Annotated in this window: 17 protein-coding genes; 3 read left to right on the top strand and 14 right to left on the bottom strand. The window is 62.3% G+C overall.

Annotated elements, in window-relative coordinates:
• Positions 1-115: 115 nt before the first annotated feature.
• From RW095_RS31445 to RW095_RS31400, 10 genes are all read right to left on the bottom strand, one after another.
• Positions 116-2326 (bottom strand): ABC transporter ATP-binding protein, encoded by a 2211-nt coding sequence (locus tag RW095_RS31445; RefSeq protein ID WP_317022566.1) that lies wholly within the window; start codon positions 2324-2326, stop codon positions 116-118.
• On the bottom strand, positions 2323-3192 hold the full coding sequence (locus RW095_RS31440) for an ABC transporter permease (RefSeq protein WP_317022565.1): 870 nt from the start codon (positions 3190-3192) through the stop codon (positions 2323-2325). The genes RW095_RS31445 and RW095_RS31440 overlap by 4 nt, the downstream gene beginning before the upstream one ends.
• Complete coding sequence (locus RW095_RS31435; protein ID WP_201701306.1) at positions 3189-4196, bottom strand: ABC transporter permease; 1008 nt, start codon at positions 4194-4196, stop codon at positions 3189-3191. Before RW095_RS31435 ends, RW095_RS31440 begins: the two co-directional genes overlap by 4 nt.
• 41 nt (positions 4197-4237) lie before the next feature.
• Positions 4238-5911 (bottom strand): ABC transporter substrate-binding protein, encoded by a 1674-nt coding sequence (locus RW095_RS31430; protein ID WP_317022563.1) that lies wholly within the window; start codon positions 5909-5911, stop codon positions 4238-4240.
• A 351-nt stretch (positions 5912-6262) separates the two neighbouring features.
• Positions 6263-7291: a HoxN/HupN/NixA family nickel/cobalt transporter gene (locus RW095_RS31425; protein ID WP_317022562.1), complete on the bottom strand. Its 1029-nt coding sequence runs from the start codon at positions 7289-7291 to the stop codon at positions 6263-6265.
• Positions 7292-7308: 17 nt separating this feature from the next.
• Entirely contained in the window at positions 7309-7833 is a 525-nt protein-coding gene (locus RW095_RS31420) for a cupin domain-containing protein (RefSeq protein WP_128595724.1), read from the bottom strand.
• Between the two features lie 214 nt (positions 7834-8047).
• Positions 8048-10153, bottom strand: a complete 2106-nt coding sequence (gene fusA / locus RW095_RS31415) for an elongation factor G (protein ID WP_317022561.1) — start codon at positions 10151-10153, stop codon at positions 8048-8050.
• Between the two features lie 365 nt (positions 10154-10518).
• A complete protein-coding gene (locus tag RW095_RS31410) occupies positions 10519-11025 on the bottom strand; it encodes a DUF192 domain-containing protein (RefSeq protein WP_317022560.1) in 507 nt (168 codons plus the stop codon).
• Positions 11026-11169: 144 nt separating this feature from the next.
• The gene (locus RW095_RS31405) at positions 11170-11364 is read right to left on the bottom strand and encodes a hypothetical protein (RefSeq protein ID WP_011489640.1); all 195 of its coding nucleotides are present in this window, start codon (positions 11362-11364) and stop codon (positions 11170-11172) included.
• A gap of 387 nt (positions 11365-11751) precedes the next feature.
• The gene (locus RW095_RS31400; protein WP_317022559.1) at positions 11752-12321 is read right to left on the bottom strand and encodes a pseudouridine synthase; all 570 of its coding nucleotides are present in this window, start codon (positions 12319-12321) and stop codon (positions 11752-11754) included.
• 328 nt (positions 12322-12649) lie between these two features.
• Here RW095_RS31400 and icd point away from each other — a divergent pair, with 328 nt between their 5' ends.
• Positions 12650-13906 carry an NADP-dependent isocitrate dehydrogenase gene (gene icd / locus RW095_RS31395; protein WP_317022558.1) on the top strand — a complete coding sequence of 419 codons (1257 nt, stop codon included), beginning with the start codon at positions 12650-12652 and terminating at the stop codon, positions 13904-13906.
• A gap of 228 nt (positions 13907-14134) precedes the next feature.
• Here the strand turns inward: icd and RW095_RS31390 are convergent, their stop codons facing one another.
• A complete protein-coding gene (locus tag RW095_RS31390; protein ID WP_007180614.1) occupies positions 14135-14341 on the bottom strand; it encodes a cold-shock protein in 207 nt (68 codons plus the stop codon).
• 550 nt (positions 14342-14891) lie between these two features.
• On the opposite strand from RW095_RS31390, the gene clpS reads away from it, so the two are divergent.
• Both clpS and clpA read left to right on the top strand, forming a co-directional pair.
• Complete coding sequence (gene clpS, locus RW095_RS31385) at positions 14892-15206, top strand: ATP-dependent Clp protease adapter ClpS (protein WP_006050100.1); 315 nt, start codon at positions 14892-14894, stop codon at positions 15204-15206.
• The gene (gene clpA / locus RW095_RS31380) at positions 15203-17500 is read left to right on the top strand and encodes an ATP-dependent Clp protease ATP-binding subunit ClpA (protein ID WP_317022557.1); all 2298 of its coding nucleotides are present in this window, start codon (positions 15203-15205) and stop codon (positions 17498-17500) included. The genes clpS and clpA overlap by 4 nt, the downstream gene beginning before the upstream one ends.
• A gap of 73 nt (positions 17501-17573) precedes the next feature.
• On the opposite strand, the gene dut is transcribed toward clpA, so the two are convergent.
• The 3 genes from dut to coaBC all read right to left on the bottom strand — a co-directional run bounded on the left by dut (position 17574) and on the right by coaBC (position 20347).
• Positions 17574-18020: a dUTP diphosphatase gene (gene dut / locus RW095_RS31375; protein WP_317022556.1), complete on the bottom strand. Its 447-nt coding sequence runs from the start codon at positions 18018-18020 to the stop codon at positions 17574-17576.
• Between the two features lie 14 nt (positions 18021-18034).
• Positions 18035-19054: an LLM class flavin-dependent oxidoreductase gene (locus RW095_RS31370; protein WP_317022555.1), complete on the bottom strand. Its 1020-nt coding sequence runs from the start codon at positions 19052-19054 to the stop codon at positions 18035-18037.
• An 87-nt stretch (positions 19055-19141) separates the two neighbouring features.
• On the bottom strand, positions 19142-20347 hold the full coding sequence (gene coaBC, locus RW095_RS31365; RefSeq protein ID WP_317022554.1) for a bifunctional phosphopantothenoylcysteine decarboxylase/phosphopantothenate--cysteine ligase CoaBC: 1206 nt from the start codon (positions 20345-20347) through the stop codon (positions 19142-19144).
• Positions 20348-20465 lie beyond the last annotated feature (118 nt).

Raw genomic sequence — 20465 nt, 5'->3', positions numbered from 1 at the left:
CCGCATTAGCGCACTCGCCGCGGTGCGTTACTTAGAAGCAGACGCAGAAAGCCGCAATGCGTGAGCTTCAACAGTGGGCAACAGCCGGGCCGCAAGCAACGTTTGTGAGGTGGCGCTAAGAGTCGCGCCTGGCACCGTTGGCGGGACTCGCGGGATTGTCACGAGCAACGTCGCTCGCTTGATCGCGCGACGCGGTTTGCAATGCACGCAGTTCCTCGGCGGGAATGTGGCAACGGATCAGATGCTTGCGGCCCATGCCGTTCGCGGCCTCGCGGGCTGAACCGGCTGAACCGGCTGAATCGGCTGAATCGGCCGCATCGGCAAACGGCGGGTCTTGCTGTTCGCAGATCGCGCCGAGCTTGCGTGGACAACGCGTATGAAACACGCAGCCGGACGGCGGCGACGCGGCGCTCGGCAGGTCGCCCGACAGGCGGATGCGGGCCCCGCTCGCGTGGCCTTCGAGTGTCGGCACGGAAGACAGCAGCGCTTCCGTATAAGGATGCTGTGGTCCGCCGAATACTGCCGCAGCCGGTCCGATCTCCAGCAGTCTGCCGAGATAGAGCACGGCGATGCGATCGGACAAATACCGTACGACATGCAGATCGTGCGAGATGAACACGTAGCTGACGCCACGCTCGTGCTGCAGATCGGCAAGCAGATTAAGGATCGCCGCCTGCACGGAGACGTCGAGCGCGGAAGTCGGTTCGTCGCACACCACCACGCGCGGCTCGCCGGCAAACGCGCGGGCAATTGCCACGCGCTGCTTGAGTCCGCCGGAAAGCTGGCGCGTGCGCGAGCCGAGATAGCGCTCCGGCAAACGCACGGCGGCCGTCAACGTCGCAAGCCGCTCGTCGATGGCGGCACCGCGCAATGCGGCGAGGCGTGACAACGCGCGGCCGATCAGCCGCTTCACGGAATGCGCGCGGTTAAGCGCCGAGTCCGGGTTCTGAAACACGATCTGCAACGACTTGACCTGCTCGTCGTTGCGCCGTGTGACGCGTGCGGCGAGCGGCGCGCCGTCCAGTTCGAGCACGCTGCCCGCGTCCGGCGTCAGAAGGCCGAGCATCAGTTTCGCGAGCGTCGTCTTGCCGCTGCCCGATTCGCCGACGAGCCCCAAGGTTTCGCCGGCCGCGAGATCGAGCGAAACCTTGTCGACCGCGCGCAGCGCTGTGCTGGACACATGGAAAGTCTTCGATAGATTCTCGGCGCGCAAGACGAGCTCTCGCGGGTTTTCGTCTGCAGCCGCAAGGCTATGCTCGGGCAACGCTTGCGCGAGCGCGCGCGGCAACTCGACGGCGCGCTCGTGATAGTGACAGCGCGACATCTGATCGCCATGCGCCGCGCTCACGCGGTACGGCGGCGGCGCTTCGCGGCGGCAACGGTCGTCGGCGAGACGGCAGCGCTCCGCATAAATGCAGCCTTGCGTCACCGAGCCCGGCGAGGGCAGCCCGCCCGCAATGGTATCGAGCCGCTCGGTATCCTTGCTGCGGCCCGTGGTGGGCAGACAGCGCAACAGCCCCACGGTGTACGGATGACGCGGCCGCGTGAAAACGTCTTGCGTCGCGCCTTCCTCGACGAGCTTGCCCGCGTAAAGCACGCCGACGCGCTCGCACATTCGCCCGATCACCGCGAGGTTGTGACTGATGAACAGCACGGCGGTGCCGAGTTCCGCGCGCAGTTGCGCGACCAGGTCGAGCACTTCCGCTTCTACGGTGGCGTCGAGCCCGGTGGTCGGCTCATCGAGAATCAGCAGCGCCGGGTTCGACGCGAGCGCCATCGCGATCACCACGCGCTGCTGCATGCCGCCCGACAATTGATGAGGATAGCTGTCCATCACCCGTTCCGGCGATGCAATGCGCACGCGCTGCAGCATCTCAAGCGAGCGTTGCAATGCTTCACCGGTCGCGACGCCGGCGGCTTCGAAAGCTTCGGACACTTGCCGCGCGATGGTCAACGACGGATTCAGCGCGCGCCCCGGGTCCTGATAGACCATTGAAATGGTGTTGGCGCGCATCGTGCGCAAAGCGTCGGCGTCGAGCTTGTTGACATCGGCGCCGGCGATGACGATCTTGCCCGCCTTCACCTTGCCGTTGCGCGGCAGATAGCGCAGCGCCGCCATCGCGACCGTAGACTTGCCGCAGCCCGATTCGCCGACGAGCCCGTATGCTTCGCCGCGCCATACACGAAACGATACGTCCTGCAACACTTCGCGATCGCGACCGCGCATCCGGTATGTGACCGTCAAGCCGACGACGGTCAGCGCATCCGTGCGGTCGCTCTTCGACACGTCGAAGGCGGGGAACGAGGAGGGCGGAGGTCCGTTCATCGGTCGAGCACGCCTTGTACGCCGTCGGCGATGAGATTCACACCTACGACCAGCGTGGCAATTGCGCCGGCCGCGAATACGACGGTCCACCACGCGCCGCCCGCCATAAGCGTGTACGACTCGGAAAGCGCGAGGCCCCAGTCGGCCGAGGGCGGCTGAATGCCGAAGCCAAGAAACGACAGTGTGGCTACCGCGAAGATCGCATAACCGAGCCGCACCGTCGCCTCGACGATGATCGGCGGCAGCACGTTCGGCAGAATTTCCGCGAACATGATGTAGGGCGCGCGTTCGCCCCGCAGTTGCGCGGCGGCAACGTAGTCGAGATGCCGCTCGGCGAACACGGCGGCGCGCACGGTGCGCGCGGTAATCGGCGTGAACGTGATGCCGATCACGAGTATCACGGTGAAGTTCGACGCGCCCACCGCAGCAAGCGCGAGCAGCGCGACGATCACGAGCGGCAGCGCGAGTACCGCGTCGATCGCGCGGCCCATTACGTTATCGACCCAACCGTCGAAGTAACCGACGACGAGACCTAGCGCCGTACCCGCTACCGTGCCGAGTAGTGTGGCGAGCGGCGCAATCGTGAGAATGTCGCGCGCGCCGACGATCACGCGTGAGAACACATCGCGGCCCAATTGATCGGTGCCGAACCAGTGCGCGCGGTCGGGCGGCGTCAGCGAATTGAGCGGGTCGGACGCATACGGATCGACAGGCACGAACCATTGCCCGGCTATCGCGCACACGATCCACCACACGACGATGAGCAGGCCCACCACGAATGTCGGCGAGCGCAGCAGCACACGCAACTGATCGAAGCGCGGCTCGCTGGCGGCGCGCGGCGCGGCCGGCGGAACAATGGTGCTCATTCGGCGCTCCTTACGCGAAGGCGCGGATTGAGCAGCACGTGCAACGCATCCGCAACGAGATTGGCAACGGTGTACACCACGCCGATGGTCAGTACGCCTGCCTCCAGCATCGGAAAGTCCTTCGCCTTGGCGGCGTTGTAGATCAGCGAGCCGATTCCCTGATAGTGGAACAGCGTCTCGACCACCACGAGCCCGCCAATCATGTAACCGAGTTGGGTTGCGGCCACGGTGATGGTCGGCAGCAGCGCGTTGCGCAACACGTGCCGCCAGATCACGGTGTGACGCGGCAAGCCCTTGAGGATCGCGGTGCGCGTGTAGTCGGCGTCGAGCGCTTCGACGGTGCCGGCGCGCGCCATCCGCGCGATGTAGCCGAAGAACACGAGCACGAGTGGCAGCACCGGCAGGATCAGATGACGCAGTTGTTCGAGCGCGCCGGCGTCGGGCGGATACGAAGCTTCGATAGGCAGCCAGCGCAGCCACACGCCGAACACGAGAATCAGCACGATCGACGACACGAATTCCGGCACGACGGTCGCCGACAAACCCGCAATGCTGATCGTGCGATCCAGCCAGCGTCCCGCATGCATCGCGGACCACACGCCACCCGCAATCCCCAGCGGCACCACGACGATGAACGCGAGCAGGCCGAGCTTCGCGGAATGCGCAAGTGCGTCGGCGATAAACGGTCGCACCGGCTCGCGATAAGCGTACGAAAGCCCCATGTCGCCGCGCACGAAATGCGAAATCCACTCGACGTATTGCGTCATTAGCGGACGGTCGGCGCCGAGTTGATGATTGAGCGCCGCAACCGCACGCGCGTCGGCGAGCGGCCCCAGCACCGCGCGACCGATATCGCCGGGCAACAATTGTCCGCCCGCGAACACGATCACGGACAACAGCCATAGCGTGATCAGCGACAGCCCGACGCGCGTTGCAAGAAAACGCACGACGCGCCCGGCGTTGCCGTTCGGGGCCGAGGCGGGAGGACTCACTGTGGTCGACATCGTGAACGCTTGCCGAAGAATTGCGCGCCGATGTGAGACGCTTACGCGCTCAACACCGCGCGGTCGAAATAGAGCTGCGCGAGCGCGGTGAAGCGCACGCCGTTCAGGCCCTTGCGCATTGCGATCAGCTGATCGTAGAAGAACGGAATGATGATCGGCGTCTCGTCGAGCAGCAGCGTCTGGATCTGGCCGGAGATTTTCTTCTGCGATGCGAGGTCGATGGCCGCGACGAATTGCGCAACCAGTTGATCGTATTGCGGGTTCTTGAAGTGCGCGGCATTCCACGTGCCGCTGCTCGTGAGCGGCGCATTGAGAAACACGTTCGGCACGCCGCGATGACCGTAGTCTGTGATGCCCAGCGGCGAGTCGAGCCAGTCGGATTTGCCCGGTGTGCCCGCGCCGTAATACAGCGACTGGCTCTCCACCTTCAGATTGATCCGCACGCCGATCGCCTTCGCCGCGTTCTGCACGACGACCGCGAGATCTGGAATCTCCATGTACTTTTCGGTGGTCAGCGTCACGTCGAAACCGTTGGGCACGCCCGCTTGCGCGAGCAGTTGCTTCGCTTTCGCCACGTCGATTTTGCGCTGCGCGACACCAGCATCGGACGACGGAAACACCGGCGCAAAGGGACTGTCGTTGCCGAGTTGCGCGCGCCCCTTGAAGAGGCCGCGCACCAGCACTTCGCGATCGATCGATAGCGCGAGCGCCTGACGCACGCGTTTGTCCTTGAAGAGCGGGTTGTCGTTGCGCATGTGAATCTGCCGATGCGCGCTCGACTTCACGCCGATTGCCTTGTAGTCGGGATTGTTCAGAATGGCCGCGCCGCCTTGCACGGTGAAGGTGCCCATCACGTCGGCCTGACGGCCTTGCAATGCGAGCAGTTGCGCTTGCTGGTCCGCGTAGAAGGAAAACTGTACGCGTTGCGGTAACGCTTTTTCGCCCCAGTAATCGGGGTTGCGCACGAACGATGCGCCGACCTTCGGCTGATACTTCTCGAACCTGAACGGACCGGTACCGATGAAGCTCTTTTCATAACCGCCCGCGTAGTTCGCGGGCAAGATCACGGCGTTGTAATTGTCCGAGGAAACGTAGTACGGGAAATTGCCGTTCGGCGCGTCGAGATGGAACGCGACGGTGTGCTCGTCAACCACCTTCGCACCGCCTTTGGACAGCACGCCCTTCAATACCGAGAGCGCCGCCGAGCCGCTCGCAGGGTCGGCGAGACGGTCGAATGTCGCGACCACGTCTTTCGCTGTGAAGGGTTGGCCGTCGTGGAATTTGACGTTCTCGCGCAGCTTGAACGTCCACACGTCGCCGTTGTCGTTAGGCTTCCAGGACAGTGCGAGGGCCGGCTTCAGCATGAGCTTTTCGCCGTCGTCGTCGATCAGGAATTCGCCGGTCTGGTTCAGCAGCGCGAGGCTCGCGGCATCGGTCACGGTGAGCGGGTCGACGGCGCCCGCAGGCGTCAGATGCGCGACGCGAATCGTCTGGTTCGAAGGAGCACCTGCGCCCGCCTGACCTTGTGCCCGCGCTCCCGGTGCATTCAGCACGCCGCCGCCAACGAGCGACAAACCGATCACACTCGCATGGCGCAGCAGATCGCGGCGAGTGATGCGGCCGGCGAGAAATTCGTCGATTGCATGATTGCCGTACGCGTCGGCGGTGCTGCGCGCGAGGTCGAGAGCGGGGAATCGGTCAGCGGGAGTCTTCATCGATGGAATGTCCAGTCCGTTCGGTTGCCGGTTCTGAGAAGCCGCGCCGGATGCGCGACAGGCAGACTGCCAGGCGGCACGATTGCGGCGATGCTTGTGGCGATATGAGGCGGCTTCAGTTTAAGCGATTGCTCGCGGATTGGAGCGCTTGCTGCGGCGTCGTGTTGGCGATCCGTGGATAAAAGGGCCGGTGTGTGTCGGCATCACAACGGTCGGCGCGACATTGCTGTGGCACGTTCGGCGCCTCGCGCGCGACGCGCTGCCGCTCGCGGCGCTACAGCGGACGAACCGGCGTGGCAGCTATGGAAAGCTTACCGCCCGCGGCTCACGCGCGCGTCGACGTGGACGCATTTACCGCGCCGCGATGGCAGGGCGCTTCCAGCGATGAAACAGCACCGAGCCGATCCAGCACGCCATGAACGCAGCGACGATGCCGTAGCCGAGCACGCCGAACTGCTCATTGGCGTTCGTCACCGCGTCCCATATCCCGCCGTTCAGACCGAGCTTGTCCGACAGCAGTCCCAACGCCTCCACGCCGCCGATCACGATCGCGACGACAGCCGACACGAACGTAATGCTCGCGTTGTAGTAGAGCTTGCGTTTGGGGTCGTCCATGGCCCAGCCGTATGCGTGGACCATCAGCACGTTATCCGTCGAATCGACGAGCGTCATGCCAGCGGTGAAAAGCGCTGGAAACACCAGGATCGAATACAACGGCAGGCCCTTGCCGGCTTCGGACGCAGCAATCGCAAGCAAGCCGATCTCGGTCGCTGTGTCGAAGCCGAGCCCGAACAGTACGCCGACCGGGTACATATGCCAGCTTTTTGTCACAAGCCGGAACAGCGGCCGCAATGCGCGGGACAAGAGACCTCCCGGACCTGCTGCGTGGTCAGTGTCCAACGCGGCAGCAGCCAGTTCGCCGTCACGTTGGACATGACGATAACGCCGCCACACGTCGCGCAGAATGACGAGGTTCACGGCCGCGAGCACGAGCAGGAAGGTTGCGGAAACGAGCGTGCCGATCGTGCCGCCCACGGCCTTGAAGGTCTCGAAGCGGCCGTGCAGCGAATGCGCGGTCCACGCGATGCCGAGCGTCGCCAGAATCACGATGCTCGAATGTCCGAGCGAGAACGACAGGCCCACGCCGAGCGGCCGCTTGCCGGTCTGCATCAGTTTGCGCGTGACGGCGTCGATAGCGGCAATGTGGTCCGCGTCGACTGCATGGCGCAGACCGAAACCGTATGCGAGCAACGCCGTGCCGAGCAGCAGCGGATAGTGGCGAAACGCGATCAGCGCCCATGCCCATGCGCCCAGATTGGCCGCGATCAGAACCGCGTACAGCGTGAGAAGGCGAGGGCGCAGCGAAGCAGTCGGCGTCATGAGTCGCGTGAAATTGGTTAGTGATCGTGCGGATGTTTGTGAATCGGATCGACCCAATACACCGCTTCGGGTTGTTCGACGGCGTCGATATTCAGATTGACCACCACCGCTTCGTTGTCGCTGCGCACGAGCACGCATTCGAGCGGGTCGTCGGTGCTCGCATTGATTTCCTGATGCGGCACATACGGCGGCACGAAGATGAAGTCGCCAGGACCGGCTTCGGCGGTGAACTCCAGGTGCTCGCCCCAGCGCATCCGCGCCTGGCCGCGCACCACGTAGATCACGCTTTCGAGCGCGCCGTGATGATGAGCGCCGGTCTTCGCATTCGGATGGATCGTCACCGTGCCGGCCCAGATTTTCTGCGCGCCGACGCGTGCAGCATTGATCGCGGCCGCGCGATTCATGCCTGGCGTCTGCGCGGTGTTGGTGTCGAGCTGATCGCCTCGAATCACCTTCACGCCGTGCTCGCGCCAATCGACAGGTGCGGACTCCTGCTTGTCGTGCTCGTCGTTGTAATGCGGATGTTCGTGATCCTGGCTCATCGCATGTCTCCTCGTGGGCTTGCGTTTGACATTCGTCGTGGCAATGGTCGCGGCGCCGTTCGGCATTTTTACACGTTAAAAAACGTGCGTGGGGCGAGCGACCGCCTGCGTCGTTCATGGACGAAAAAAAGCCCGTCCATGAAGGACGGGCTTTGACCGGTCAGCCTGAGTGGCCTTGCTGCGGCACGCAGGCTTTTTTCATCGGCGCGAGCGCCTACTTGTGCTTTGCGTTGATCACGGCTTCGGCGACGTTGTTCGGCGTTTCAGCATAGTGCTTGAACTCCATCGTGTAGGTCGCGCGGCCTTGCGTGGCCGAGCGCAGCGACGTGGAGTAGCCGAACATTTCCGCGAGCGGCACTTCGGCGCGCACGAGCTTGCCGCCGCCGCCCGCAATGTCTTCCATGCCCTGCACGAGGCCGCGGCGGCTCGACAGATCGCCCATCACGTTGCCCATGAAGTCTTCGGGCGTTTCCACCTCGACGGCCATCATCGGCTCGAGCAGCACGGGCTTCGCCTTGCGCATTGCTTCCTTGAAGGCCATCGAACCGGCCATGCGGAACGCGTTCTCGTTCGAGTCGACGTCGTGGTACGAGCCGAAGGTCAGCGTCACCTTCACGTCGACCACCGGATAGCCCGCGAGCACACCGGCTTTCAGCGTTTCCTGGATGCCCTTGTCGACGGCAGGAATGTATTCGCGCGGAATCACGCCGCCCTTGATCGCGTCGACGAACTCGTAGCCCTTGCCCTGCGGCGCCGGCTCGAGCGTGAGCACCGCGTGGCCGTACTGACCGCGGCCACCCGATTGCTTGACGAACTTGCCCTCGACGTCTTCGACCTTGTTGCGCACCGTTTCGCGATAGGCGACCTGCGGCTTACCGACGGTCGCTTCCACGCCGAACTCGCGCTTCATCCGGTCGACGAGAATTTCCAGGTGCAGCTCGCCCATGCCGGAGATGATCGTCTGGCCGGATTCTTCGTCCGTTTGCACGCGGAACGACGGGTCTTCCTGCGCGAGACGATTGAGCGCGATGCCCATCTTTTCCTGGTCGACCTTGGTCTTCGGCTCCACGGCCTGCGAGATCACCGGCTCGGGGAAGATCATCTTTTCGAGGATGATCACGTGGTTCGGATCGCACAGCGTGTCGCCGGTAGTCGCTTCTTTCAGGCCGACTGCCGCGGCGATGTCGCCCGCGTAGACCTCCTTGATTTCCTTGCGCTCGTTCGCATGCATCTGCAGGATCCGGCCGAGGCGCTCCTTCTTTTCCTTGATCGCGTTGTAGACCGTGTCGCCCGAATTCACGACGCCCGAGTACACGCGGAAGAAAATCAGCTGGCCGACGAACGGGTCCGTCATGATCTTGAAGGCGAGCGCGGAGAACGGATCGGTGTCGTTCGGGTGACGCTCGATCTCCTTGTCGTGTTCGTCGTGACCGGTAATTGCCGGCACGTCGACGGGCGACGGCAGATAGTCGATCACCGCGTCGAGCATTGCCTGCACGCCCTTGTTCTTGAACGCGCTGCCGCACAGCATCGGCACGATTTCATTGGCGATGCAGCGCGCGCGAATGCCGTGCTTGATTTCCTCTTCGGTCAGCGCTTCGCCGCCCAGGTATTTGTCGAGCAGTTCTTCGTTCGCCTCGGCGGCGGCCTCGATCATCTTGTCGTGCCATTCCTTCGCGGTGTCAGCGAGCTCCGCCGGGATGTCACGGTATTCGAACTTGATGCCCTGGTTCTCTTCGTCCCAGAAAATCGCCTTCATCTTGACCAGATCGACCACGCCCTGGAAGTGTTCTTCCGCGCCGATTGGAATCTGGATCGGCACCGCGACGCCCTTCAGGCGCTCGCCGATCTGCCGCTGCACGCGGAAAAAGTCTGCACCGACGCGGTCCATCTTGTTGACGAACGCGATGCGCGGCACCTTGTACTTGTTCGCCTGACGCCAGACGGTTTCAGATTGCGGCTGCACGCCGCCTACCGAGTCGTAGACCATGCAGGCGCCGTCGAGCACGCGCATGGAGCGCTCGACTTCGATCGTGAAGTCGACGTGCCCCGGCGTGTCGATGATGTTGATCCGATGCTCGGGATAGTTGCCGGCCATGCCTTTCCAGAAGGCAGTGGTGGCCGCCGACGTAATCGTGATGCCGCGCTCCTGCTCCTGTTCCATCCAGTCCATCGTCGCCGCACCGTCGTGAACCTCACCGATCTTGTGGGTCACGCCGGTGTAGAACAGGATGCGTTCGGTGGTGGTGGTTTTGCCGGCATCGATGTGAGCGCTGATGCCGATATTCCGGTAGCGCTCGATGGGAGTCTTGCGGGGCACGTGAACCTCCTTGGAATAGCGCGCCTGAAACGGTTGGCGGGCGGCAGTCTGTGCCGCCCTGACCGCGGGATGCTGCGTTGCTAAGAATACTAGGATAGCGCGTCGGCCCGTCTTTTGCAGGAATCTTGCCAGGCGAGGGCTGGCCCGGCGGGGCGGGGGGCGGCGGTGCTGTGATGCAGGAATGACTGGCAACGCGCGGCGAGAATGACGAAAGCCGGTGCCTCTGAGAAGGCAACGGCTTTGCGGTGATCGATCTGACGAAGCGGCTGGCTTTTCAGGAGCGCTGCCGCTGCGAAATGAGGCGGTGTGTGCGGCGGAGCACTGCGCGATCTACCCACGAACCGCCGCGCAAAGTCGTGCGCGAATTACTGCGCAGCCGGCAGCCCCTGAATCTTCATTCCGGGCTTGATACCTTTTGACGTGAACCAGCCCTTGCTCATCTCGAGCGCGTAGACACCGTTGTTCTTCGGGCAGTGGTTGTTGGTCGTTTCCGCCTGCATTTCGTCGATGTCGGTCACGGTGCCGTCCGCCCGGATGAACGCAATCGACAACGGGATCAGCGTGTTCTTCATCCAGAAGCAATGCACGGCGTTCTCGTTGAACACGAACAACATGCCTTCGTTCGGCGCCAGCTTCGTGCGATACATCAGACCTTGCTCGCGATCCGCGTCGTTCGCGGCGACGGCCGCGTCGATCACGAACATGCCGGCGGTGAGCTTCGCGCGCGGAAATTCGCCAGGCTGTTTCGCGCCGGCCGGCATTTGCTGCGCATGAGCGGGGGCCGCATTGAGAGCGACGAACGACACCGCCGCGAACGGCAGGATTGCGGCAACGGCGAAACGCGCCATCAACGAGCGCATGGGAAATCGCACGGCATGACTCCTTGCTGAAATTAACCGGGGAATGTTACGCGAGCGCGTCAAAAACAAAAAGGCAGATCGCCTTGCGGTGATCTGCCTTTCAACGCCGTAAGAACGGCAATGAAGCTAGTTTTTGACTGCGTCTTTACAACAAACTTACTCCGAAGCGCCCGAAGCTGCAGCAGCTGCTGCTGCCTTCTTGTGCGACTTCTTGTGAGCGTGCTTCGTGGTCTTCTTTGCCGACGAAGCAGCAGCTGCCGGAGCTGCCGAAGCTGCTGCCGGTGCCGAAGCTTGTGCGAATGCTGCCGTTGCGAAGAGGCCAGCGACCAGAGCGGCGATCAGTTTGTTCATTTTGAAAATCCTCAGCATTAGTTAATTAACCAAATGACCCGGTTATGTTTGAGTCATGTCGGTAAACGTGCCATCCACCTTTCGGTTGACAGGTGCATCGAACAAATTTTCGACGCGCCTGCCTAGCGCTCAGACTGCCTGCACTGACCGCGCATGCGGCTTGTACAAAAGGCCCTTAAGGCTGAATGCCGGACAGCTTCGAGCGGCATCTGCGTCGAATAACGCGTGAGCTCGCGCGCCGGTTGACGTGAATTTTCCGGAAAGTTTCGATGTGGGACGTTGAGGTGAACCAGGCTTTGGACGAGTTGCGCGAATGTCGCTGTTTCACGGCTTTTCATTCGCGAGTTTCACGCGCCGTTTTGCTCGCGCAGACAATGACTTAGCGATTCAGGCGAAGCCTTCCCACGGTGCTTTCAGCGGCAGATCGACGCTTTCTCCCGGCTGCAGACCAAGCGAAAAAATATCGAGCGCGCCGATGCCGACACGCACGAGACGCAGCGTCGGAAAGCCGACCGCGGCCGTCATGCGGCGCACCTGGCGATTCTTGCCCTCGGTGATCGACAACTCGATCCACGTGGTCGGAATCGCGGCGCGATAGCGGATCGGCGGCGTGCGGGCCCAAAGCGTATCGGCCGGCTCGACATAGTCGGCGCGGCAGGGCTGCGTCACGTAGTCGCCCAGATCGATTCCGCGCGCGAGTTTTTTCAACGCGACGGAATCGACGGCGCCTTCCACTTGCGCCCAATAGCGCTTAACGAGCTTGTGACGCGGTTCGGCGATACGCGCTTGCAGCGCGCCGTCGTCGGTGAGAAGCAGCAGGCCCTCGCTGTCCGAGTCGAGACGCCCGGCTGGATAAACACCGGGCACCTTGACCCAGTCTGCCAGCGAAGCGCGCGTCTCGTGCGCGGAAAACTGGCAGATCGTGCCAAACGGCTTGTTCAGGGCGAGAAGGCGCATAAGAATGATGGAGTCGTGCGACGCCCGTCGCGGCGTGAAGCGCCGATGCGCAAACAGAATGCGCCGGGCCTGTAGTCGATGGCGCGATCATAAAGCATAGCGCGTGTCCGAAAGCGCTGAGTCCTATATAAGACACTACGCTCGGCCGTGGCGGCCATGGGCGTTTTATGTTGGAAAACCCCGAGCCGCTCTCGCCTCGGTGCAGCGGCCGCGTGGGCTAGAATAACGGCCAGGCCGCTTGCGGGCGTCCGGCATTGCGCGTAGCGAGGAGCGCCCATTTTCGCAGTCTCCCATCAGCTTTCAGCACAGCCTTCACTGGAGTCCGATCATGCCGTATCAGCACATCAAGGTTCCGACCGGTGGTGACAAGATCACCGTCAATGCGGATTTCTCGCTCAACGTTTCCGACCAGCCGATCATTCCGTTTATCGAAGGCGACGGCACCGGTCTCGACATCACGCCGGTCATGATCAAGGTCGTGGACGCCGCAGTGGAAAAAGCCTACGCGGGCAAAAAGAAAATCCACTGGATGGAAATCTACGCGGGCGAGAAGTCGACCAAGGTCTACGGTCCGGACGTATGGCTGCCGGAAGAAACGCTTCAGGTGCTGAAGGAATATGTGGTGTCGATCAAGGGGCCGCTCACCACGCCCGTAGGTGGCGGCATCCGTTCGTTGAACGTCGCGCTGCGTCAGGAACTCGACCTGTATGTGTGCTTGCGTCCGGTTCAGTATTTCAAGGGCGTCCCTTCGCCCGTGCGCGAGCCGGAGAAAACCAACATGGTGATCTTCCGCGAGAACTCGGAAGACATCTACGCGGGTATCGAATGGCCGGCCGAATCCGAAGAGGCGAAGAAGGTCATCAAATTCCTGAGGGAAGAGATGGGCGTGAAGAAGATCCGCTTCCCCGAAACATCGGGAATCGGTATCAAGCCGGTGTCGCGCGAGGGGACGGAGCGTCTCGTGCGCAAGGCGATCCAGTATGCAATCGACAACGATCGCCGTTCGGTCACGCTCGTGCACAAAGGCAACATCATGAAGTACACGGAAGGCGCGTTCCGTGACTACGGTTATGCGCTCGCGCAGAAGGAGTTCAACGCCGAGCTGATCGACGGCGGTCCGTGGATGAAGGTCAAGAATCCGAAAACGGGCGGCGACGTCGTCGTGAAGGACGTGATCGCCGACGCGTTCCTGCAGCAGATCCTGTTGCGCCCGGCCGAATACGACGTGATCGCGACGCTCAATCTGAACGGCGACTACGTGTCGGACGCGCTGGCCGCGCAGGTCGGCGGAATCGGCATCGCGCCGGGTGCGAACATGTCGGATTCGGTCGCAATGTTCGAGGCCACGCACGGTACGGCGCCGAAATATGCGGGCAAGGACTACGTGAATCCGGGCTCGGAAATTCTCTCGGCCGAAATGATGCTGCGCCACATGGGCTGGTTCGAAGCGGCGGATCTCATCATCAAGTCGATGGAAACGTCCATCCTGCAAAAGCGCGTCACTTACGACTTCGCGCGTCTGATGGAAGGCGCGACGCAGGTCTCGTGCTCGGGATTCGGCCAGGTGATGATCGAAAACATGTAAGCGGCGCGCCGGGATTGCCCCGGCTTGCATCGTCGAAAATCCCGGTTGCGCTTCTGAGGCGGCCGGGTTTTTTTATGCTTGCCGTCTGTTAGATCGCCTGCGCGACGCTCTGCCCGTTATTTGGGACGTCGATGCATCTGCAACGGACTCCGGATCAACACGAAAGCGACGCCCAAAAAGAAACCCGGCGCGAAGCCGGGTTTCAAAAGGACGGGTACCGAACAGGTATCAGGCGGGTGCCTGGATGTTCGATGCCTGCTTGCCTTTCGGGCCTTGCACGACCTCGAAGGTCACTTTTTGGCCTTCCTTGAGGGTCTTGAACCCATTCATCTGGATGGCCGAGAAGTGTGCAAACAGATCCTCACCACCTTCGTCAGGCGTGATGAATCCGAAACCTTTTGCGTCATTGAACCATTTGACCGTACCAGTTGCCATTCCAACTTCCCCTGTAACTCATGTCACTACCACGAGCCCTCGAAAAGCTCGACGACCGCGGGATGCAGCCGCTCCCTCCTCACAAGCTCACCATCGGCATTTTTTCGAAATTTGGCGCAGTGAAAAAAGTGCCAGCTTGATTGTTGAGGCTCTTTATTCGAGTGTCAAGAAAATTTTGAGACGTCGTTACACGCGTTGCAAACAGGCGGTTTCCAGGGTTTTTCCCGCTTTTGTTATGTGCGGTTGCGCAAGCGGGGCGTCTTGAAAAGTCGCATAATCGACTCACTTGCTGTTCTGCGGGTCGCTCGCCGTCAGTTGGGCGAACGAGTGCCGGTCAGCTAGCTCCGGCAGGTTGTGCGATACTCGATCCGACTGCGGCGCAGCACGGCCGCGACGCATGATCTGAACAGGGGGCCGGCTCCGCAATCGGCTCGTCGAATGGCGCTTGCAGGCGGTGAATTTCCGCCGCGCGGCGGCGTTCGGGTGAACCGGCCAGTTGGCCGGGTTTTGACAGGATTGCGGGCCTGTCCTAGATGTTTAGAATGGGTGTATGGCGATTATCCCGGACAAGCAGGACGGCACCGTACTGGAGCGGCAGGAGAAAAAGCTCAAGCCGCCATCCATGTACAAGGTGGTGCTGCTGAATGACGACTTCACGCCAATGGAATTTGTCGTGATGATCGTGCAGGAATATTTCAATAAAGATCGTGAAACCGCAACACAGGTTATGTTGAAGGTGCATCGCGAAGGCAGGGGAGTTTGTGGGGTCTATACGCGGGACATCGCGTCGACCAAAGTCGAGCAAGTCGTTACCCACGCACGGCAGGCCGGGCATCCGCTGCAGTGTGTGATGGAGGAAGCATGATTGCCCAGGAACTGGAAGTCAGCCTGCACATGGCGTTCATGGAAGCACGCCAGGCGCGGCACGAGTTCATAACGGTCGAACATCTTTTGCTGGCACTGTTGGACAATCCGACAGCGGCGGAAGTGTTGCGTGCATGCGCGGCCAATATCGAGGATCTGCGCCAGAACCTGCGCAACTTCATTCATGACAACACGCCTACCGTGCCCGGCACGGATGACGTCGACACGCAGCCCACGCTGGGTTTCCAGCGTGTGATTCAGCGCGCGATCATGCATGTGCAGTCCACCTCGAATGGCAAGAAGGAAGTGACCGGCGCGAACGTGCTGGTTGCGATCTTCGGCGAGAAGGACTCGCATGCGGTCTACTACCTGCAACAGCAGGGCGTGACACGTCTGGACGTGGTGAATTTCATCTCGCACGGCATCGCCAAGACGAGCAGCACCGACGCCGCGAAAGCGAGCGACGCGAACGCCGAGTCTGACGAAGCCGCTGCACAGAAAGAAACTCCGCTCGCCCAGTTCACGCAAAACCTGAACCAGATGGCGAAAGACGGCCGCATCGATCCGCTGATCGGGCGCGAGTCGGAAGTCGAGCGCGTGGTCCAGGTGCTGTGCCGCCGTCGCAAGAACAATCCGCTGCTGGTCGGCGAGGCGGGGGTCGGCAAGACGGCGATCGCCGAAGGGCTTGCCTGGCGAATTACGCGCGGCGAAGTGCCGGATATTCTGGCCGACGCTCAGGTGTATTCGCTCGACATGGGCGCGCTCCTGGCCGGCACCAAGTATCGCGGCGATTTCGAACAACGCCTGAAGACGGTCCTCAAGGAATTGAAGGAACGCCCGCACGCGATTCTGTTCATCGACGAAATTCATACGCTGATCGGCGCGGGCGCCGCGTCGGGCGGCACGCTGGACGCGTCGAATCTGCTGAAGCCGGCGTTGTCGTCTGGCACGCTCAAGTGCATCGGCGCGACTACGTTCACCGAATATCGCGGCATCTTCGAAAAAGACGCGGCATTGTCGCGCCGTTTCCAGAAGGTCGACGTGACGGAACCGTCCGTCGAACAGACAGTGGCGATTCTGCGCGGCCTGAAGTCGCGTTTCGAAGAGCATCACGGCGTGAAGTATTCCTCGGGCGCGCTGTCGGCGGCGGCTGAGTTGTCGGCACGCTTCATTACGGATCGTCATCTGCCGGACAAGGCGATCGACGTGATCGACGAAGCGGGCGCGGCACAACGCATCCTGCCGAAGTCGAAGCAGAAGAAGACGATCGGCAAGAACGAGATCGAGGAAATCATCTCGAAGATCGCCCGCGTCCCGCCGCAAAGCGTGTCGCAAGACGATCGGAGCAAGCTGCAAAGGCTGGATCGCGATCTGAAGAGCGTGGTGTTCGGGCAAGACCCGGCTATCGACGCGCTGTCGGCCGCGATCAAGATGGCGCGTGCGGGTCTCGGCAAGCTGGATAAGCCGATCGGCGCGTTCCTGTTCTCCGGCCCCACGGGCGTCGGCAAGACAGAAGTGGCCAAGCAGCTGGCGTTCACGCTCGGTATCGAGTTGATCCGCTTTGACATGTCCGAGTACATGGAACGCCACGCGGTCAGCCGTTTGATCGGCGCGCCTCCGGGCTATGTCGGTTTCGACCAGGGCGGCCTGCTGACCGAGGCTGTCACCAAGAAGCCGCACTGCGTGCTGCTGCTCGACGAAATCGAGAAGGCGCATCCGGATATTTACAACGTGCTGCTGCAGGTCATGGACCACGGCACGCTGACGGACAACAACGGCCGCAAGGCGGATTTCCGCAACGTCATCATCATCATGACGACGAATGCGGGCGCCGAGGCAATGGGCAAGTCGGTGATCGGCTTCACGAATCGTCGGGAAACCGGCGACGAAATGGTCGACATCAAGCGCATGTTCACGCCGGAGTTCCGTAACCGTCTGGACGCGACGATCAGCTTCCGTGCGCTCGATGAAGAAATCATCATGCGCGTGGTCGACAAGTTCCTGATGCAACTGGAAGATCAGTTGCACGAGAAGAAGGTCGATGCGCTCTTCACCGACGCGCTGCGCAAGCACCTCGCCAAGCACGGTTTCGATCCGCTGATGGGCGCGCGGCCAATGCAGCGTCTGATTCAGGACACGATCCGTCGCGCGCTGGCCGACGAGCTGCTGTTCGGCAAGCTGATGAGCGGCGGCCGTGTATCGGTCGACGTCGATGCGGAAGACAAGGTGCAGTTGACCTTCGACGAGCATCCGGCGCCGCGCAATCCGAATCCGGAAGCGGTCGAAGTCGAGTAAGCCTCAAGCGTACTCAGCACAAAAAACGGCGTGGACCCCAGGGTCCACGCCGTTTTTATTTGCGCTGTTCAATTCAGTGCTTGCCGGTGCTGCCGAAGCCGCCCGCGCCACGGTCGCTTTGCTCGAACTCATCGACGATATTGAACTTGGCCTGGACGACCGGCACGATCACGAGTTGCGCGAGACGCTCCATCGGATTGAGCACGAACGTGGTCTCGCCGCGGTTCCATGTCGAGATCATCAGTTCGCCTTGATAATCGGAGTCGATCAGGCCGACCAGATTACCGAGCACGATTCCGTGCTTATGTCCGAGACCCGAGCGCGGCAGAATCAGCGCGGCATAGCCAGGATCTCTCACGTGGATCGCGAGCCCCGTCGGCACGAGTGCGGTTCCGCCAGGTTCGAGGGTCAACGGCTCTTTGAGACACGCGCGCAGATCGAGCCCCGCGCTACCGCTCGTCGCGTAGGCAGGAAGCTGGTCGCGCATGCGCGCATCAAGAATCTTCAGGTCGAGTTTCATGCAGGTTCGAAGGTTTAAGAAGTTGAAGCCGGGCGCCCGAGATCGAACGCATCGGCAAGGAGTTCGTAGGAACGCAAGCGCGCGCGATAGCTGCCTGCGACGGTGAGCACGATCAATTCGTCGGCCTGGAATTGTTCCTGCAATGCATGGAGGCGCTCGGTCACAACTTCTGGCGTGCCGATGATACTGCGCGGTTTCTCGCGGTCGATCACCAGTCTCTCGCGCTCGCCATACTCCTGCGCGACGCCCTGTTCGATAGTTGGAATCGGCTCGTTCAGGCCATAAGCCATTTGCACGCGCCGCAGATCGACGGCTTTCGCCAGATCAGCGGCTTCCTGTTCGGTGTCCGCGCAAATCACGAACACGGCGGCGGCCAGATACGATTGCTGCGTTTCCTCGCTCGGCTTGAAACGCTCGCGATACGCATGCGCGACCTGATGCCCGAAATGCGCGTTGATGAAATGCGCAAACGCGAAGCGGATGCCGAGCTGCGCGGCGAGCAAGCCGCCAAACTCGCTTGAACCGAGCATCCACAGCTGCGGACGCGTGGCAACTTGCGGTTGCAGCAGTACGCCCTTCGCGACGTGATCGGCAGGCAGCGTGCCGTGCATCAGGCCGAGCAGATCGGCCACCTGTTGCGGGAAAATTTCGCCGCGGTTGTAGTCGCCCGCGGCAACCGCCTGGGCTGTGCGCATGTCGCCGCCGGGCGCGCGTCCCACGCCGAGATCGATGCGGTTAGGGAACAGCGCCTCCAGCATCATGAATTGCTCGGCGACCTTGAACGGGCTGTAGTACGGCAGCATGATGCCGCCGGAGCCCAGCCGGATGCGTCGCGTGACGCTGCCAAGGCGCGCGAGCATCACTTCGGGACATGGGTTCGACACGCCGCGCAAGCCGTGATGCTCGGCGCACCAGTAGCGCGTGTAGCCGAGATCGTCGGCGAGTTGCGCGAGTTCCACGGTGGCGGCAATCGCGTCCGCCACCGAGTGCCCCGATATGACGGGCGTTTGATCCAGCACGGAAAGTAGCGTCATGTCAGTGCGCTCCAGATGGGTTCCATTCGCTTTGCCGACGTGGCTTGTGCCGGTTGCATGCCGGTGCCGGACTGTCCACTCAGCGAATCAAACTGTGTCGGGCAGACGCTTCGCGATTTCCGCGATCAGCGCGCGCGCGAGCGTCTGCTTGTCGGCGCGCGGTAGTCTGGTAGCGCCGCCCGCTTCGAACAGGACGACCTCGTTGTCGTCCATGCCGAAAGTGAGCGGCCCGAGATTGCCGATCAGAAGCGGCACGTTTTTGCGCACGCGCTTCTCCTCGCCATGCACTTCGAGATCACCGCTTTCCGCAGCGAAGCCGACGGTGAACGGCGGATGTGGCAGCTTCGCGACCGAGGCCAGAATATCCGGATTTTCGACGAACGAAAAAGTGGGCAGCGCGCGATCCGCGCTCTTCTTGATCTTGTGCTCGCTCGGGTGATCGACGCGCCAGTCAGCGACCGCGGCCACGCCGATGAAAATGTCCGCATCCGTGACCGCGCGCATGACCGCATCGTGCATCTGCTGGGCGGTTTGCACGGCTTCACGGACCACGCCCCACGGCGTTTCGAGCGCGACAGGGCCCGCCACGAGATGCACATTGGCACCCGCCTGTTGCGCGGCGCGGGCCAGCGCGAAACCCATCTTGCCACTCGACCGATTGGTAATGCCGCGCACCGGATCCAGCGGTTCGAAAGTCGGCCCCGCGGTCAGCAACACGCGCCGGCCGGAGAGAATTTTCGGCGCGAAGAACGATGCGATCGCCTCGTAGGTTGCCGCGGCTTCAAGCATGCGGCCGTCGCCGATTTCGCCGCAAGCCTGAGGACCGGAGTCCGGCCCGAGCACTGCGATTCCGTCCGCGCGCAGTTGTGCGACGTTGCGCTGCGTGGCCGGGTTTTGCCACATCTGCCGGTTCATCGCGGGCACGACGAGCAGCGGGCAATCGCGCGCGACGCACAGCGTGGCGAGCAGGTCATCGGCCATGCCGTGCGCGAGTTTGGCGAGGAAGTCGGTGGAGGCGGGCGCGATCACGATCGCGTCGGCTTCACGCGACAGATCGATATGCGCCATGTTGTTCGCGATGCGCGCGTCCCACTGGCTCGTGTAGACCGGCCGGCCCGATAGTGCCTGCATGGTGACCGGCGTGATGAACTGCGTGGCCGCTTCGGTCATTACGACCTGCACGGTTACGCCGGCCTTGGTCAGCAGGCGCGTGAGTTCGGCGATCTTGTAGCAGGCAATGCCGCCCGTCATGCCGAGGACGAGGTGTTTTCCTGCGAGTTCTGCGGTTGCCAACTAAAGCCTCCGACAAAGCGTGGTGTCCGGGCGCGGCGCGCTTGCACCGTTGCCGGCCGTCAAAGCGGACTTCTGGCGCGAGGCGAGCGGTCGAAAACGGACCTCCCGGCCTCGCGCG

Source organism: Paraburkholderia kirstenboschensis (genome assembly GCF_032806925.1).
Classification (GTDB): Bacteria; Pseudomonadota; Gammaproteobacteria; order Burkholderiales; family Burkholderiaceae; genus Paraburkholderia; species Paraburkholderia kirstenboschensis.
This window is presented reverse-complemented; position numbering and strand designations above follow the sequence as displayed.